This window comes from Listeria sp. ILCC796 (assembly GCF_900186175.1).
GTDB classification, from domain to species: domain Bacteria; phylum Bacillota; class Bacilli; order Lactobacillales; family Listeriaceae; genus Listeria; species Listeria goaensis.
Window position 1 is genome coordinate 57,767 of the sequence record NZ_FYBV01000008.1, and the last position, 17,943, is coordinate 75,709.

Sequence of the window (17,943 nt, forward strand, 5' to 3'; positions counted from 1 at the left end):
GGAGATGTAACCATGATTAAACTAGAACATGTCAGCAAGACTTTTAATGTTAACGGGCGAAGCGTTCAGGCGGTGAAGGACGTTTCGCTTTCCGTCCAAAAAGGTGAGATTTACGGTGTTGTGGGTTATAGCGGCGCTGGAAAAAGTACGCTTGTTCGTTGTATTAATTTTTTAGAACAGCCAACTGAAGGTACTGTGCATATTGCAAACGACAATCTCGCACAACTTTCGGCGAAAAACTTGCGTTTCGCGAGACGTAAAATCGGAATGATTTTTCAAGGCTACAATCTACTTAAAACGGCCACTGTATATGAAAATATCGCGCTACCGCTTAAACTTGAAGGTTTAAAAAGCGATGAAATTACAGCACGTGTTGAAAAATACTTAGAAATTGTCGGGCTTACGGATAAAAAAGAAAATTTCCCAGCCCAACTTTCTGGCGGTCAAAAGCAGCGTGTTGCCATTGCGAGAGCGCTTGCTCATGAACCTGAAATTTTACTTAGTGATGAGGCGACGAGTGCGCTTGATCCTGAAACGACCGAAGCCATTTTAAATTTGCTACTTAAAATCAACCGCGAACTCGGCATTACGATTTTCCTTATTACTCATGAACTCGATGTCATTCAGCGCATTTGTGACCGCGTTGCTGTGATGGAAAACGGGCAAATTGTTGAAGAAGGCACTGTTTTAGATGTATTCACGAAGCCAAAACACCCGACTACCAAACGTTTTGTTGGCTCAGAGGCTAGTTTTGAAATTCCAGCCGATGTGTTAGAAAAATATAAGCAAACAGGTAAATTGGTTTCACTCCATTTCATTGGCGAAGGTTCTGATGAGCCTGCCCTTGCGCTTGTATCCCGGAAATTTGATTGCCTACCGAGCATTTTGGCGGGGGGAATTGATCACCTGAAAAATGATACCCTTGGCAAACTTTTAGTCCATTTAAAAGGTGATGAGGCCGAATATAACAAAGCAATTGAGTACTTGCGCGAACAAGGCGTAGTCGTTTCGGAGGTGCAACAAAATGGTTGATTTTTTTAACGAATGGGGCGACACCCTTTGGACTGGATTCCTAGAAACCCTTACAATGACAAGCATCACGCTCGTCATCTCCATTTTGGTCGGTCTGCCACTTGGTATTTTACTTGTTTTAACACGAAAAGATGGGCAAGCTGAGAATAAAACGGCTTACACGATTTTAAACTGGATTATTAATATTTTACGTTCGCTGCCATTTATTATTTTACTTTTTTTAATTTTGCCATTTACAAAAATTATCGTGGGCACTACAATTGGCGTAAAGGGCGTTATTTTGCCGCTTGTCGTTTTCACAGCGCCATATATCGCTCGGCTGATGGAATCTGCTTTACTTGAAGTCGACCGCGGTGTCATTGAAGCGTATCAGGCGATGGGAATTTCTACGTCAAAAATCATTTTAAATGTTGTGCTTCGCGAGGCGCGTTCAGGCATCGTGCTTGGCCTGACAATCGCTACAATTGGTCTAATTGGAGCCACCGCGATGGCAGGACTAGTTGGCGCCGGCGGACTTGGAACCATTGCCTATCAATACGGATTCCAGCGCTTTGAACCAACCATTATGTACGCGACCATTATTATTTTAATTATCATCGTACAAACCTTGCAATCACTTGGAAATTTCCTAGCAAGACGATTAAAGAAAGACTGAAAACTGGGGGAATAAAATATGTGGAAGCTTGCGCTTTGCCAAATTGACGTTACGTTTAAGGATCCAGATGCGAATTTCAAACGGGTCCGGCAAGCAGTAACCGAGGCGGCAAGAAGCGGTGCTGAGATTGCCGTTTTACCCGAAATGTGGAATACGGGCTATTGTTTGAGCGAGCTTGAGATATACGCAGACCGTCACGGCGAGCGGACGAAAAAGTTTTTATCTGAGCTTGCGAGAGAGCAAAATATTACGATTATTGGCGGTTCCGTTGCCATCAAAACGGACGGGAAATTCACAAATATTATGTACGCTTTTGATAATCAAGGTGATTTTCTTTCTTCTTATAAAAAGGTCCACCCTTTCAAGCTAATGGACGAACATCTCTATTTGGAGCCTGGGAATGATGCCAACCTCTTCATGCTAAACGGCACAAAAACAGCCGGCTTCATCTGTTATGATATTCGCTTCCCCGAATGGATGCGGCACCATACCGCAAGAGGCGCAGAAGTTATTTTTGTTGTTGCCCAGTGGCCAGATGTTCGCATTTCCCAGTGGGAAAAATTGCTCGTCGCACGGGCAATCGAAAATCAAGCGTTCGTCGTGGCCGTAAACCGTGTCGGCAAAGATCCAAACAACCAATTTAACGGCCATTCTATGGTCATCAATCCGCACGGCGAAATCCTCCTTTTAGCGGGAGAAACCGAAGAAAATTTCTACAGCACAATTGATTTGGCTGAAATCAGTGCGGCGCGTCAATCGATGTCCATTTTCGAAGACCGCCGCCCAGAATTATATTTCTAAGCTCACACAAAAAGAGAAAATAGGCAAGTAAAGATCCAGTAACTATACCATTTTTCAAAATGGATTTACTGGATTTTCACTTGTTTTTTTTATTTATGTCCCAGCCTCTTTTTTATATAATTTCTTCATTTATTTTCATTATTTTTTCATTTTAAGACGATACAATAAATGCATCATCTAAATCATAGGTTTTACACCTATTTTATATATTCTTCCTTAAAACCGCCAAAGCCCCTATCAAATCCATGATAGGGGCTTTGGTTTTTATTGGTATTTTAGTTGAATGGCTTCCAAATAGGCTATAAAGTTATCGTAAAATTCATTTTGACTTTTTATCGTTGCATGTGTTCCTAGGTTTAAAAGAAAGCGGTAGCCGACTTCATGATCAGGTAGAATAACCTTGGCTTGAAAACACGTTTCATCGAGTGCTTTTATTTCCAGAACATTTGCGCGCTCTACAATTTGTTCCCGTCCAGTACGGTCAAGGAGCAAGTCTACTTCTTCCATTTCAAAAGGTGAAAATTGCGGTTTTGGGTTAAATGGTCTGACCACAAATTCGCGCGGCGTAAAAGTATCCGCAAGGGTTTCTAAGTGAATCATTCGCGATAATTTAAACGTCCGAAAGTCTTCCCGCTCTGTGCTATAGCCTTGTAAATACCAATAACGATTTCGGAAAAGCAAATGGTATGGTTCTATTTTTCGCTTCGTTTCATTCCCATCTCGGTCGCTATATGTCACGGCAACATATTGATGTTTTTTTATCGCCAAATGTAGCTCCTCAACGTGTTCATTTATTTCTTTTTTCGTTGTTACATTTGAAAAATCCAGCGAAATAAGATGATCACTAATTTCATCATCAGACCGCAACATATTTTTCATTTTCAAAAGCGTTCGCTTAATATCTGTTGAAGAAAATAATTGTTCAAATCCATTCAAACTTGTGACAATTGTCGTTAAATCTTCCGTAGTAAGTAAACGTTTGTCTACTTTATAAGTTGGCATAATTCCAATTCCACCGTTCACGCCTGGCATCGTATAAATCGGAATTTTCGCCATCGAAAGTGTTTCCATGTCGCGGTAAATCGTACGTTTTGATACTTCGAACATTTTTGCCATTTCATTTGCGCTAACAATTTCACGTTGTAAAAGCAACATAATAATGCCAATTAGCCGCTCAATTTTCATTTTTTTACTCCTTTTTCAAATGATGACATACAGTTGTCAACATTAGCGTGTTATAGTTACATCATAACAAAATTAAATTTATTTTTGGAGGGAAAAAGTTATGTCATTTGAAATTGTACACTTAGAAAAAGAAGTATTTTCCGGAGAAAAAGTTGAAATTCCTAATTTTAATCCACAAGAAGGTTTTGGAAAAATGAGCGAAATTAAGACTGCTGCCTACGAAAAGTACGCGGACGATGCAAAAAATTATGTTGGTATTAATGCGTCCATCGATGGCAAACAAAATTACATCGTTGCAAAATCTGGTGAAGGTAATGGTGTGATTTCCTTTGAAATTCCTGAAGGCGACTATGCAAAATTCGTATCCGAAGAAACTGAACGCACTGCCATTGACAATTTTATCGGTCAAACTTACGGCGAAGTGATGCAAGGCGGTAAATACGACCTTGCCGGAAACTTTAACTTGGAAGATTTACGCGAAGACAAATTTACAATCTATATTCCAGTGAACGCAAAATAAACATTGAAAAAGAAGCAGAATTAATTTTCTGCTTCTTTTTATGCTTACAATAAATTTTCGCCTGTCATAACATTGACGCTTACGACGACTCTATTTTCTGAATCTAAACCGTTTAGGATGTATTTCATTGTTTCAAGATTTTCTCTCACTTTATCACGCGCATAATACGTAAATGTGCCATCTGCTTTTAAATCCCCGCCAGCATAGATTTGCTCTTCTCCCGTCGTTATATTACGAGCAACAAAACGAAGTGACGCAATATTCCAATATGTTCCTGTAATAAATGAGGCTGCATCTCGATTATATAGCGGCGACACAATTAGTTGCGTTGCTAATTGCGGCGGTAAATGAAGCATAAATTCGGCTACGCTAAACCCTCTTTCATCAAAACCTTCAATTTTCAAGTGCGTACAATTAGCTGTGATTTCGGTGTATTGCAATGAAAATCGCCCGCCTGACTCAATTGTACCGCCTGTTTCTTGTGGGCGTTCCGCTCCATCAGATAATATTTCTGTTATTCTAAGTTGCGTAATGCCCCCTATGAATTTCCCCTTAACTTCTGTTCCCGATACAGTCGCTTCCGTTATTTGACTCACATCAATCACATTATCCTTCATATCCACCCACACTAATTGTCCATTTTGAATGGTTCTAAGGACAATTAACTTCGTTTCCGGTTTACCATCTTCTTTTAAAAGTGCAATATCCCCTTCTACTACAACTTCATTATAACGATACAAATCTTGTTTTTTAACAACTGGAATTGTGAGTCGTTCTGCCAGCAATCGTGTTTTAAAGGAATAGGCATCTGAATAGCTCGTTTTTTGCTCGCTCAAAACATTCTCTTTTCCCATGATTACTGTTCTGTAGCCATTATCTGTTATTCTTGGTTTTGATTGAAAGCTAGTTCCAGCTACTTCAATTGCATTTACTTCGCCAGCTTCAATAATTGTATTGAACGCTAGTTGTCCCACCTTAACATTAGCACGATCACGAATCGTTACAAGATTACAATTATCGATTTCATATGCATATTCGGGACTTACTTTTCCTAAAAAGCGATTGTCTGAAATAAATGTTTTTCCAACCCCTTTTACGGCTAAAGGTTCAGCGCCGCCATCAATTTGAATGTGCGCTTTCTTGTTTTCTTCAAAAGTATTATGTTGAATAAATGTGTAGGCATTTTCAATTTGCGCGCCGTTTGTGCCTCTTTGGAGTTTAATCGCTGCATTATCGAAAAAGCCCAATGAACTTTCTTTGATTGTAACACCATGGCACCCTTCCAAAAGGATTCCGATTCGATTAGCAAACGCCTGGATCGTTTTATTGTCTGCTGTTTTAATGGCAAGACCTGTATTTGCGTCTGCCTGCACTCCACAAGCCAAAATCTTTACGTTTGTTAAGCTACTTTCGTTAATATTTTCTAAATGAATGAAGGTCCCCGTCGCATCCTCCACTCTCCCTTTGTCCCTTTTGAGTTTCAAATAATCTTGTGTTGAGCCACTATTATCAATATGAATGTCTTCAAGAATCAATCCCTGCCCAACAACTCGTTTGCCATTAAATAGCTTTGCTGATGTATCACTAATTGCCTGAATGGCAGTCCCGCGAATATTAAAGAAAAACAGGTTTTTAAATTTGCATAAATCATACGGGCGAATAATTCGGATTGTTGTGACGTTATTTACGTATCTCAAGTCAAAAGTTAAATGAGACATGCCAATATTTCGAATAAAAGAACGTTCCCCAGTTCGCTTCTCGCCATTAAAATAAGCAAAATCAAAAATCGGTTGGTCCTCTTTTTCTTTGTCAAAAATCAGTTCATTATTCACCATCTCACCAGAAGGGATGATTTGACTTGATAGCGAAGAATCCCCTTGTAAGTTAACTCCCGCTTTATCTACAAAAATAGTCTTTGAGATTTTATAACTACCAGCCGGAAAATAAACTATCCCGCCTTCTTTTGTCATTTCCTCTGTTTCAGCTCTGGATAAAACTGTTTTATCGGCTTTCTTTACAGGATATTCATACAGCGCATCAATCGCGTCTTGGATTGCTTTTGTATCATCTGCTAGGCCATTTCCAACTGCGCCAAAATCTTTAACGTTGTGTACTTTTATTTCGGGTATAATGGTTGTTTCCACTTATGATCTCTCCTTTATGTTTACAAGTAAAGCTTTATTTCTTTACTATTTCTTTATCATAGTACAAATTGGTTTTCTGTAAAATTTTGGTATCCCTCGCAATAAAATGTGTAAAATGCCCATTTAAAGTTAAAAAAATCAGTTATTCGCCTCATTTTGTCCACAGACAAATAAAGAAAATTCCACTATACTAATAGTAATCTCTTTAGCTTGTATAGAACCATGTAGAAACAGCCACTTATTTTTTAAGTGGCTGTTTCTATATACTAAAATAACCTTTAGTGAATTCACTAAAGGTTATCTGCGCAAAATTAGTTTCCGCTAATTTCGCGTGCCACTCATGCTATATGGCTAAGTTTGTTATCGCTTCTTCATTTGTGAACGAGAATACTACAGCATGATATTCTAAGTATACTATTATGCCTTGCGTAAATCTGTGGATATTTTGTAGCCATTTCATTTCATAAAAACTAGGAAATCATTGCTATTCCTAACAATGAGCGCTAAATACTTTTTTATTTTTTTGTATAAACTACACATTTTAGTAAATATGATGCTAAGATGAAAGTATCGAAAAGGAGTGAAGAAGGATGGCACGCATAAAAGAGTACGAAATTGCAATCCAACACATTAAGCAACCTACTTCGGAAATTTCACATGGGACCACATTAATTTTCGCAATTTCAGGAAAAGTCACAGTCAAAATTTCAGAGCGGCACTTTCATTTGGAAGAAGGCGATATATTAGTCCTTGATCGCCATACATTTTACACGATTCAAGGAGAAAATCAGCATTTAATTATTTATTTGACGATTTCCGATACTTTTTTCACACAATATTATGCCGATTATTTCCGGCATTCATTTAACTTTTTCACTAAGGAAATCGATCCCGGGAGAGAACAAATTGTCAGTTCCCTCCGAAAGTCTATCAGTGAACTTTTAATCGCCTCAACGAATCAAAGACAAGCCAACAAGCTAGACGCGCAAACTGCATTACTTCAAATTTTGCTCGTTTTAACTCGTTTTTTAAAAAAGGAAAACCCTTCTTTTGCTAAAAAGGAAATGAATGATAAGCGCATCTCGCGAATCATTAGAGAGGTAGAAGAACATTTTGATGAGGCCTTGTCCCTTCATGATTTTGCTCAAAAGGAATATTTAAGTGAGGCTTATTTATCTCGTTATTTCAAGAAAACAACTGGCGTCGGCTTTTTGCAATACTTGACGGAAGTTAGATTGAAGCATGCGCGTGAAAACTTGCTCTATTCGACAGAGAGTATTACCGAAATTGCGCTTAAAAATGGCTTCTCGAGTCAAAAACATTTCTCAGAAGCATTTAAACAGTACTTCCATTCGCCGCCTAGTGAGTACAGAACGCAGCACCACCGCGAATTGAGTCCCCTCGAGCAAAAACAAGAAAGCCAGCAAAATCGTGCGATTGAGCAAATTGTGCCAACATCCGATATTCTCATTAAACTTGCTCGTCTATATCACAACATTGAATCTGGCAATGAATTAAATGAAGCACCGTTTGAAAAGAAGAAAATAGCAATTGCGGACAAGGCAGCACGAGCTTTAACCCAAAATATGCATATCCTAACCATTGGAGAGTTGAAGGAAGTTTTGAAGGAAAATGTGCAAAAACAAATTTTAACGTCACGCGATGAGCTCGGCGTCAATTATATCGGCATTCGCCATTTATTTAAAGGAAGCACTTTTCTGCCTGAGGCTGAAACGGACGAATTAGTTCCTACATCTTCTCCTTATGCAAATGCAGATGTGGCGATTTCATTTTTAAAACAGCATCGTTTGCAACTTTTTATTCGGCTTGAGTATCAAGATATCTCCGAAAATGAACATGATGTTTTTGAACGTCTTGATCACTTTTTGCGACACTCTATCCAAGTTTTCGGCCGAGAATTTGTTTCGCAGTGGCACTTTATGTTTTTCAATCCTAAACTGACCTTTGCGGATAAAAATGAATTGAAGCGTGTATATTTGAAGCTCCAGCAAATCATTAAGTCGCGCCTATCCGCCATTCAAGTGGGCACTTTTGTTCCGTTTTCGCTTTCGCAAAATGCGGTTCCTGTGCGCCATACTTGGTTTTTAGAGGCGGCGGATCAAATTGATTTCATTACCTATAACGCGAATCAAAATGAAGCGGTTGATTTTTCAAAAGAAGATTTTTTGATTACGGAAGATTATTGTTTGACTAAAACGCTAAAACTGAAAGCTTATTTGAAGCATCATCAAATTCATAAGCCGCTTATGCTCGTTAATTGGAACACACTCACGGGAAATACGCGGTACACGAATGGTACTTTTTTCCGTGGTGCGCTCGTCCTAAAAACCATGCTTGATTTAGCCCCAGAAGTGGATGCTCTTGGTTTTTGGATTAATACGGAGCTTCACGAGGAGGATGGCAGTCAGCTAAATATTAGTCTTGACGGGCTCGAAATGTTTCATTTTTTCAACGGGAAGCGACCAGCGTTTTATGCAGTGAAATTTCTGAAGCGGCTTAAAGGTGTTGTTGTTGCGGAGGGAAAAGATTTTATTATGACGCGGCATGTGGACGGCTATCAGCTTATTTTGATGAACTGTGCGACGATGAATCCGCGCTTTTCAGTAGAAGAAAAATTTTTAAAAGAAGAGCGAAAAGAAGTTCATGTTCGCATGTTGGGGCTTGAACCGGGAGAATATCAAGTTTGCAAATGGCAATTTGATCGCGATAATGGCGCTTTATATTCTAAATACTGGCAGTTAAATAGTAAGCACGGTTTAGATGAAGAAATTTTAGATTACATTGTGGATGCCTCGCAGCCTACGTTAACGGTTAGTGATGAGACGATTACAGATGATTGGTCATTTTACGCCTATTTAGATATTAATGCGATTCATTTTTATGAATTTCGGCATACGATTTAAGCTTAACGGAAACGTTAAGCTTTTTTCTTGCGTTCAACGTCGAATTTTTGACATCAATAAAATCACTTTTTAAAAAAGGAAATTTTCAAGCTAAAAATAAGCAAAAAAACACCCTTCTTTTGATTTTTATTTTTTTATAATAAAGATGCATCGACAATTACTGATGTTCTGGCCAGTATCAGTACAATAAATTGGAGGTTTTTACGGTGAAAGAAGAGTTATTCAAAAAATTAAACGAAAAACAATCTCGTATGATTGAAATCCGCCGCTACTTGCATGAAAATCCTGAACTTTCTTTTCAAGAAGAAAACACAGCAAAATACGTTGCGGATTTTTATAAAGATATGGACTGTGACGTGCGGACTCATGTTGGCGGAAACGGTGTTGTTGTAACGATTGACACTGGAAAGCCGGGTAAAACGCTTGCGATTCGTGCAGACTTTGACGCGTTACCTATTCAAGAAGAAACTGGGTTACCGTTTGCATCTAAAAACCCTGGTGTTATGCACGCTTGTGGCCATGATGGTCATACTGCATATATGTTAGTCCTAGCTGAAACATTGATTGAAATGAAGGAACAACTAACAGGCAAAATCGTCATTTTACATCAACACGCAGAAGAAACACCTCCTGGCGGTGCGATTCAAATGATTCAAGATGGTGCTTTAGATGGTGTTGATAATGTTCTTGGTATTCACGTCATGTCAACGATGAAAACTGGCGAAGTCTTCTACCGCGAAGGTGCGATTCAAACTGGACGTTCTTATTTCAAATTGAAAGTGCAAGGTCAAGGCGGACATGGTTCCTCACCTCACCTCGCAAATGATGCGATTGTGGCGGCAAGCGAATTCGTTGTGGCTGTTCAAACGGTCATTAGTCGTCGCTTAAATCCGTTCGATGTTGGTTCCATCACAATTGGTTCATTCGACGGAAAAGGAAGCTTCAACGTGATTAAAGACGCGGTTACTCTTGAAGGTGATGTGCGCTCGATGTCGGAGGACACACGCCAAACGATCGAAAAGGAAATCAAACGCATTGTGCGCGGAATTGAAGCGATGTTCGGCGTGACTTGTGAACTAGATTACAAAAATGATTATCCCGTTTTAAACAACGATGAAGCTTTGACCGAATTTGTTGTCAACTCACTTCAAAGCTCAGACATCCCTGAAATCACAGATGTGGTGCGTTGTGAACCGCAACCACCTTCTGAAGACTTCGCTTATTATGCGAAAGAACGGCCTAGCGTATTTTTCTATGTTGGCGCGATGCCGGCGGATGGACATTTTTATCCGCATCACCACCCTAAATTTGATATTAATGAAGACGCCTTACTTATTGCTTCAAAAGCGATGGGCGCTTGTGTACTGGATTATTTAAAAGGAGAGAATAACTAATGGCAACAAACGCATATAAAGGAACAAATAAACTTATCGTCGGCATCGTATTTGGTGTTATCACATTTTGGCTTTTTGCACAATCGATGGTTAACATCGTACCAGCTGTGCAAGATGACCTCGGTATTTCGTCAGACTTACTTAGCGTCGCAATCAGCTTAACTGCACTATTTTCTGGTATTTTCATCGTAGTCGCTGGTGGCATGGCGGATAAGTTTGGCCGCATGAAATTAACTTATATTGGACTTATTTTAAGCATTATTGGCTCGCTTCTACTTATTGTTACTCAAGGAGCGACATTACTCATTATTGGTCGGATTATCCAAGGACTTTCTGCTGCATGTATTATGCCTGCAACACTTGCCTTGATGAAAACTTATTTTGAAGGAACAGAAAGACAAAGAGCGCTTAGCTACTGGTCAATCGGCTCTTGGGGTGGATCAGGTATTTGTTCATTTGCTGGTGGACTTATCGCCACTTATATGGGCTGGCGCTGGATCTTCGTTTTCTCAATCGCATTCGCACTTTTAGGCATGTTATTAATTAAAGGAACACCTGAAAGCAAAGTTGTGCAAACAACGAAAGCAAAATTTGATACATTTGGACTAATTCTTTTCGTCATCGCAATGGTTTGTTTAAACCTTATTATTACACGCGGCGCAACATTCGGCTGGACAAGCCCAACAACAATCATTATGCTCGTTGTTTTCCTTCTTTCTGCTGGACTATTTTTCCGCACAGAGCTTCGCCAAGCAAATGGCTTTATTGACTTTTCTTTGTTTAAAAATAAGGCTTACACTGGCGCAACTCTTTCTAATTTCTTGTTAAATGCAGCGGCTGGAACGCTCGTTGTCGCAAACACTTATGTGCAAGTCGGACGCGGCTTTACAGCCTTCCAATCTGGTTTGCTTTCCATCGGTTACCTCGTTTGCGTTCTCGGAATGATTCGCATCGGTGAAAAAATCCTTCAACGAATTGGTGCCCGAAAACCAATGATTATGGGTTCAGCTATTACAGCCGTTGGAATCGCGTTAATGGCACTTACATTTATTCCTGGTGCTCTTTATACAATCCTTGTATTCATCGGATTCGCTTTGTTCGGAATAGGACTTGGTATGTATGCAACACCGTCCACTGATACAGCCGTTTCAAATGCACCCGAAGATAAAGTTGGTGTAGCATCTGGAATTTACAAAATGGCAAGCTCCCTCGGTGGTTCATTCGGCGTAGCCATTTCAGCTACTATTTATGGTGTGATTGCAGCATCTGGGAATGTTGATTTAGCAGCAATGGTTGGTTTAATCGCGAATGTCGCATTTTGTTTGATTTCACTCATTTCTGTTGTCGTCACTACACCAAAAGCGGAAAAATCTAAAGTAGTAAGCGCTACAAACGAATAAGGAGGCTTTAAAATGCGTAATCAATTAATGAAAATGCTCGAAGAACGAAAAGACGAAATGATTCAAATTAGACGTCATTTACATGAGCATCCAGAACTATCTTTTCACGAAGTAGAAACCGCAAAATTCATTCAAAATTTTTATAAAGGGAAAGATGTAGAAGTCGCAACTGAGGTCGGCAATGGTCATGCTGTCGTCGTCACAATTAAAGGTGGCAAACCTGGTAAAACCATTGCGCTACGTGCCGATTTTGATGCCCTTCCCGTTGAAGAAGAAACAAACCTGCCATTTAAATCCAAAAACCCGGGTGTCATGCACGCCTGCGGTCATGATGGTCATACCGCCTATTTGCTCATTCTTGCCGACTGCCTGATTGAGCTTAAAGAAAACATTCCCGGAACGATTAAAATTGTCCATCAACATGCGGAAGAAACACCGCCAGGCGGAGCTAAAAGCGTCGTTGAGTCAGGTATCCTAGATGATGTGGACCAAATTTACGGCATTCACGTATTCCCATTCGGCGAATCTGGCGAAGTTTACTATCATAGCGGCTATTCAATGGCTGGTCGCACTTACTTTAAGTTGCGCATCCAAGGTACTGGCGGACACGGCTCCTCGCCGCATATGGCAAATGATGCCATCGTAGCAGGCGCACACTTTGTCACAGCCGTACAAACCGTAATTAGCAGACGTCTTAATCCTTTTGATACAGGCGTCGTTACAATTGGCTCTTTCGACGGGAAAGGAAGCTTTAATGTCATCAAAGACTCCGTCGAATTGGAAGGCGACGTCCGCTACATGAACAACGAAACACGTGAAAAAATCGATACTGAAATCCACCGCATTGTCTCCGGCATCGAAGCGATGTTTGGCGTTACAGTAGAATTAACTTATACCAATGACTACCCACCTCTTTACAATGACCCAAAAGTTACTGATCAAGTTGTTGCAAGTTTACAAAAAGGCATTGGTGAGTATTTAACGGCTGTTTCCGAATATGACATGCTTTCTGGTTCAGAAGATTTTGCTTACTATTTGGAAAAAATTCCCGGCGTATTTTTCTACATTGGTGCTAAACCTAAAAATACAGAGCACGCTTATTTCAATCACCATCCGAAATTTGATATTGATGAAGATGCGCTTCTAGTTGCCGCAAAATCTGTTGCGGAAGTTGTTTTAAGCTACTATTCATTGGATTAATAATCGTCAAAAAGAACATAATCAGTCTCTGATTATGTTCTTTTTACATACTAGGTGATTATACATATACAAATCGGGGAAAGAAAGTATATGATAGAGAAAAAGGGGGAATTTTAGATGATTAAGGAAAGAAAAATTGTGTTAATCACCAGTTTGTTTTTTATTGCGCTCACTTTTTTAGCCTTGCTTTTTCAAAGAGAGATAATTTGGAATATGGTTTCGGGGCATTTTGATTTTTCAGTATCGAATGTTATTAACCTGCTGGCAGGGAGGGATTTGCTTAGCTTTTTCTTACATCAAGTGGTGGCGGCTTTAAAGAGCACCATTATTTTCATCGTTATCGAATTACTTTTGATTATCGCCGTTCCAATTTTAATCATTATTGTGATGTTTAAAGCGAAGAAAAAGGAAGGCTGGACGCGTACGAGCGTTGCCATTACGAGTGGTTACAGCTTATTGTTAGTTTCCCTGTTTTCATTTATGATTTTATTTACCGTGCAATCGCTGCATACGTATCAAGATATACATACAAATGTCGTTAACGCTAAAAAAACGATTTTATCGCACAACTCACAGGAAATTGAGGACGCGCTTACCCGCATCATGGATGACCCGCAAAAGTCCATTCAGAAAATCAAGGAAGTTTCTAAGAAAATTGACAAACATACAAGTGTTTTCACGATGCTTTCGGAATGGCTGACTAAAGTGAAAAGCTACGAGAGCATGCTTATCATTGGGACGGTTATATCTTTTCTTTTGATTATCGTTGCTCATATCGTTGAGCTATACCGCTTATGGCAGAAACCACAGGAATAAAAATTTGCCGCTTTTTTTATTACGGGTTAAAATTAAGTCACCAAACTCATTTTATTCATAAGGAGAAATTATGGCCAGTACAAGTTATAATGCACAAGAATTTAGGGAAAAAATTAATTCTGACTTAACAATTAAAATTAGCGACTCTGTCATCTTAATGTGCGCTATCTTAATTGCTTCCATCGGATTAAATATGAACTCTATTCCCGTTATCATTGGGGCGATGCTAATCTCCCCGCTTATGACGCCTATTTTAGGTGTAGGGTACGGACTTTCCGTCCTTGATTTTTATATCGTCAAAAAAGCAGCACTGTTACTACTCGTTGAGGTATTAGTGAGCCTAGTAGTGGCCACTCTTTACTTCACGATTTCACCGATAACCTATGCCAGTGATGAACTAATCGCAAGAACTGCCCCAACGATTTGGGATGTAATTATCGCTTTTGCAGGTGGCGTTGCTGGAATTATCGGGGCTTCTAAAAAGACGAGTACAAATATCGTTCCCGGGGTAGCCATTGCAACGGCGTTAATGCCGCCAGTTTGTACAATTGGGTACGCCATCGCTACGCTGAATTTTTCGTATTTCTTAGGTGCCTCTTACCTCTTTATTATTAATTGTGCTTTCATTATGATAGCCACATTTATCGGCATTAGATTTATGCGCTTTCCCTTACATACAGCAAAGAATAGCAAACACACACGGCGCATCAATATCTTTTTAATTATTTTATCGCTTTTCATTATTATTCCAAGTATTTTTTCTGCTTCTATACTTGTCCAAGATAGTATGGAAAAATCGTCTATTAACCAATTTGTTACGAATGAATTTTCGGATTATGTTGTTTTGGATCAAAGTTATAACGAGGATAAACATGTTCTTACGGTTACAATATCCGGATCCCCGATGCCTAAAAGCACCGTTCAAAGTATTGAGCAAGACTTACCGGATTATGGTTTAGACGATGTTAAACTTGATGTGGATCAAATTCCTGACCTCACTGAACTGAAAGGTAGTCAGGTAACGAAATTCATCGACCAGTATATTAAGAAAAACTACGATACTAACAAAAGCGTCGAAGAACAAGCAAAATAATCATTTATGAAGCCACCTCCAGTCACGGGGGTGGTTTTTCAGTGTCATTACAGGCTTATATACGTATAAAAAATGAAAATCCAAACAAATCATTCGTATTTTTCTTTAAAATAGGGTTGACTTCACTTTTTATTGTCTTTATCATAAGAAGTAGATTAAAAAGGTTAGGAGGATAAAGATGTTTTTCAAAGAGCAGTTTGACGAAATGCAGAAAATTGCTAATCAGATTTTCAACAACCCCGAATTAGGATACAAAGAGTGGAAAACGAAACAATTGGTTGAGGAATTTCTGAAAAGTAAGAATAATCAAATTGAATTGGATTATTTTAGCACTACGGGTATCAAAACGTACCTTTCAAAAGATAAGCCTATTACAATGGCTTTTATCGCTGAACTAGACGCTGTGTACGCACCTACTCACTTTTGTGCCGACAAAGAGACTGGCGCCGCGCATAATTGTGGGCATTTCACACAGATAACGACAGCTCTTTCGCTGTATGCCTATTTCATTGAAACAGCTGCCTATAAAAACTATGATTTCAACATCGCCTTTGTTTTTATTCCAGCAGAAGAATATTTAGATCTTGACTACCGCGAAACTTTACGACAAGAAGGAACGATTACCTACTACGGCGGCAAGCCGGAAGCGATGAAACTTGGCGTGTTTGACGATATTGATTTTGGTGTTTGCGTGCATTCAATTGGGGAAACATTTGATGAGCCGACCATCGAAATTGGTTGCGATTTAGCCGGCTTTCTTTATAAACGTTATCACTTTGAAGGAAAAGCAACACATGCTGGTTTCGACCCGTTCAGCGGCGTAAATGCCTATAGCATGTCCACAATGTTCAACGTCGCACTCGGGCTACTCAGACAGCAAGTTCGCGATGATCAGCTTGTACGTTTTAATCCAATTTTGATGAATAGCAACATGTCGACAAACGTGATTCCAAACCGCGTTACTGTGGGAACCGATTTACGTACCAAGTCTATTGAATACATGCAGGAAACTGCTAAAAAGCTTGACCTCGCTGCAGAACATAGTGCGGCAGCCTTATCAGGAAATGTCAAAACAGAAACACAAATGGGCTACTTGCCTTTCGTTCAAGACACTTATTTAAATTCATTTGTCAAACACGCTTTTGATAAAAATGAAGAAATCACGGGCCTAATTGATGACCGCGGCGGAATTGCAGCTGCTGGTGACATTGGCGATTTAGCCTTTATGTTCCCGTGCATTCAAATCAGCTATGGCGGCTTCACAGGTGCCATTCACGGCGATGATTTCCGCATGATAGACGACCGCTTTGTGTTGGAACAATTCCCGCGTTTTGTGAGCCAAGTGTTCGAGGAAATGAACGGGCAATTAGACACGACGAAACTTTATAAACGTAGCTACAATGAATATGAAAAACTAATCCAATCAATCACAGACTAGGGAGGAAAACATGAAAAAAGGGTTTATTTATTTAATCGCAACTGTGCTCATCATTATTACAATCGCAGAAATGATTGGAATTAAGACACTCCAATTCGGCACAGTAACTGTCACTGTCTTGCCACTTGTTTTTGCCGTTGCCATCGGAATGATTTTCGGTATTCCATTTTTCCGAAAAGGCATCTTGAAGAAAATTTATAGCAAAGAAAATGTTGGCTTTTCCGGTCAATATTTAATCATTATTATGTTACCACTAATGGCGCGATACGGCGCCGATGTAGCCCCGCACATTAAAGAAATCCTAAGCATCGGCTGGGTATTCCTCTTGCAAGAATTAGGGAACCTAGGTACCGTTCTGCTCGGTCTCCCAGTAGCCATCATGCTCGGGTTGCGCCGCGAAGCAATCGGAGCAACACTAGGACTCGGTCGCGAAGGCGAACTGGCCTACATCTCGGAAAAATACACGCTAAATTCAGCAGAAGGACGCGGCGTATTATCCATCTATTTAATTGGAACCTTATTCGGCGCTATCTTCTTTAGTATTTTTGCACCATTCTTGCTTTCTCTAGGCTTTGACGTTCGAGCACTAGCCATGAGTTCAGGCGTTGGATCCGCTAGCATGATGACAGCCGCGTCCTCCACGCTCGCAGCCCAAGTTCCTGAACAAAGCTCAACCATACTATCTTATGCAGCAGCCAGCCAGCTCTTGACCAGTTTCTTAGGAACATATACCATGGTCTTCCTCGCTGTTCCGCTTCAAAGATTTATGTACCGCACCTTAACTCGAGGAGGCAAACAACATGCAAAATGAAACTCTTGGTAAAAAATATATCAAAATGGGCTTAATCCTTTTACTTAGCGTAGCACTTATTTTATTTACGCAAGGAATTAAATTATGGAAAAACCCTGACGGTACGCCAATCGTAACAAACACCCTAATTGGGCTAGCCGTTTTATGGTTATTTGCTTTCCTAGGTATTATCATATCTGATGTAATGAAAAGAGTGCCAGTTGGCTTCTTGCGTAACTTCCCCGTCCTCGGTTGGGTATCGCTAGTATCACTCATTTTCTGCCTAATCTCAGACTTCTTTGTAACTGCTATTTCAGCCGTTGATTTCCTATCCATTACAACGCCAATTTTAGCATTTGCAGGCATTTCCGTTGCCGACCATCTCGTTGACCTCTCCAAAACTTCTTGGAAAATTGGCATCGTTGCGGTTTTTGTTTTCATCGGAACCTACTTAGGCAGCGCCATTCTATCACAATTCGGCCTTTGGATTACAGGCTCACTATAAAGAACATAATAAAAAAAGTAGGCAAGACCATGGTCGTGGTCTTGCC

Annotated in this window: 15 protein-coding genes; 13 read left to right on the forward strand and 2 right to left on the reverse strand. The window is 39.8% G+C overall.

The features are described from left to right. Window positions 1-12 precede the first annotated feature (12 nt). The 3 genes from CFS04_RS09380 to CFS04_RS09390 are packed head-to-tail and all read left to right on the forward strand — an operon-like array spanning window position 13 to window position 2,488. Window positions 13-1,032 (forward strand): methionine ABC transporter ATP-binding protein, encoded by a 1,020-nt coding sequence (locus CFS04_RS09380; RefSeq protein WP_088810440.1) that lies wholly within the window; start codon window positions 13-15, stop codon window positions 1,030-1,032. Further along, window positions 1,025-1,687 (forward strand): methionine ABC transporter permease, encoded by a 663-nt coding sequence (locus CFS04_RS09385; protein WP_088810441.1) that lies wholly within the window; start codon window positions 1,025-1,027, stop codon window positions 1,685-1,687. The genes CFS04_RS09380 and CFS04_RS09385 overlap by 8 nt, the downstream gene beginning before the upstream one ends. Before the next feature lie 18 nt (window positions 1,688-1,705). Then, window positions 1,706-2,488, forward strand: a complete 783-nt coding sequence (locus CFS04_RS09390) for a carbon-nitrogen family hydrolase (RefSeq protein ID WP_088810442.1) — start codon at window positions 1,706-1,708, stop codon at window positions 2,486-2,488. 264 nt (window positions 2,489-2,752) lie between these two features. Here the strand turns inward: CFS04_RS09390 and CFS04_RS09395 are convergent, their stop codons facing one another. Further along, window positions 2,753-3,673, reverse strand: coding sequence for a YafY family protein (locus tag CFS04_RS09395; protein WP_088810443.1), 921 nt, complete (start codon window positions 3,671-3,673; stop codon window positions 2,753-2,755). A gap of 100 nt (window positions 3,674-3,773) precedes the next feature. Here CFS04_RS09395 and CFS04_RS09400 point away from each other — a divergent pair, with 100 nt between their 5' ends. Beyond that, window positions 3,774-4,193, forward strand: a complete 420-nt coding sequence (locus tag CFS04_RS09400; protein WP_088810444.1) for an effector binding domain-containing protein — start codon at window positions 3,774-3,776, stop codon at window positions 4,191-4,193. A 44-nt stretch (window positions 4,194-4,237) separates the two neighbouring features. Here CFS04_RS09400 and CFS04_RS09405 read toward each other — a convergent pair whose 3' ends face one another. Further along, the gene (locus CFS04_RS09405; RefSeq protein WP_088810445.1) at window positions 4,238-6,337 is read right to left on the reverse strand and encodes a glycosyl hydrolase family 28-related protein; all 2,100 of its coding nucleotides are present in this window, start codon (window positions 6,335-6,337) and stop codon (window positions 4,238-4,240) included. 590 nt (window positions 6,338-6,927) lie between these two features. Between CFS04_RS09405 and CFS04_RS09410 the strand changes: the two genes are divergently transcribed. The 9 genes from CFS04_RS09410 to CFS04_RS09450 all read left to right on the forward strand — a co-directional run bounded on the left by CFS04_RS09410 (window position 6,928) and on the right by CFS04_RS09450 (window position 17,897). Next, entirely contained in the window at window positions 6,928-9,261 is a 2,334-nt protein-coding gene (locus CFS04_RS09410) for a helix-turn-helix domain-containing protein (protein WP_088810446.1), read from the forward strand. A gap of 191 nt (window positions 9,262-9,452) precedes the next feature. Beyond that, complete coding sequence (locus CFS04_RS09415) at window positions 9,453-10,655, forward strand: M20 family metallopeptidase (protein WP_088810447.1); 1,203 nt, start codon at window positions 9,453-9,455, stop codon at window positions 10,653-10,655. Next, on the forward strand, window positions 10,655-12,055 hold the full coding sequence (locus tag CFS04_RS09420) for an MFS transporter (protein ID WP_088810448.1): 1,401 nt from the start codon (window positions 10,655-10,657) through the stop codon (window positions 12,053-12,055). The genes CFS04_RS09415 and CFS04_RS09420 overlap by 1 nt, the downstream gene beginning before the upstream one ends. 12 nt (window positions 12,056-12,067) lie before the next feature. Next, window positions 12,068-13,255: a M20 family metallopeptidase gene (locus CFS04_RS09425; protein WP_088810449.1), complete on the forward strand. Its 1,188-nt coding sequence runs from the start codon at window positions 12,068-12,070 to the stop codon at window positions 13,253-13,255. Window positions 13,256-13,372: 117 nt separating this feature from the next. Continuing rightward, window positions 13,373-14,071, forward strand: a complete 699-nt coding sequence (locus CFS04_RS09430; RefSeq protein WP_088810450.1) for a hypothetical protein — start codon at window positions 13,373-13,375, stop codon at window positions 14,069-14,071. A gap of 70 nt (window positions 14,072-14,141) precedes the next feature. Beyond that, window positions 14,142-15,164, forward strand: a complete 1,023-nt coding sequence (locus CFS04_RS09435; protein WP_088810451.1) for a DUF389 domain-containing protein — start codon at window positions 14,142-14,144, stop codon at window positions 15,162-15,164. Between the two features lie 178 nt (window positions 15,165-15,342). Continuing rightward, a complete protein-coding gene (locus CFS04_RS09440) occupies window positions 15,343-16,602 on the forward strand; it encodes a M20/M25/M40 family metallo-hydrolase (protein WP_088810452.1) in 1,260 nt (419 codons plus the stop codon). 10 nt (window positions 16,603-16,612) lie between these two features. After that, the gene (locus CFS04_RS09445; protein WP_088810453.1) at window positions 16,613-17,413 is read left to right on the forward strand and encodes a DUF3100 domain-containing protein; all 801 of its coding nucleotides are present in this window, start codon (window positions 16,613-16,615) and stop codon (window positions 17,411-17,413) included. Beyond that, complete coding sequence (locus tag CFS04_RS09450; protein ID WP_088810454.1) at window positions 17,403-17,897, forward strand: hypothetical protein; 495 nt, start codon at window positions 17,403-17,405, stop codon at window positions 17,895-17,897. Before CFS04_RS09445 ends, CFS04_RS09450 begins: the two co-directional genes overlap by 11 nt. Window positions 17,898-17,943: the final 46 nt, after the last annotated feature.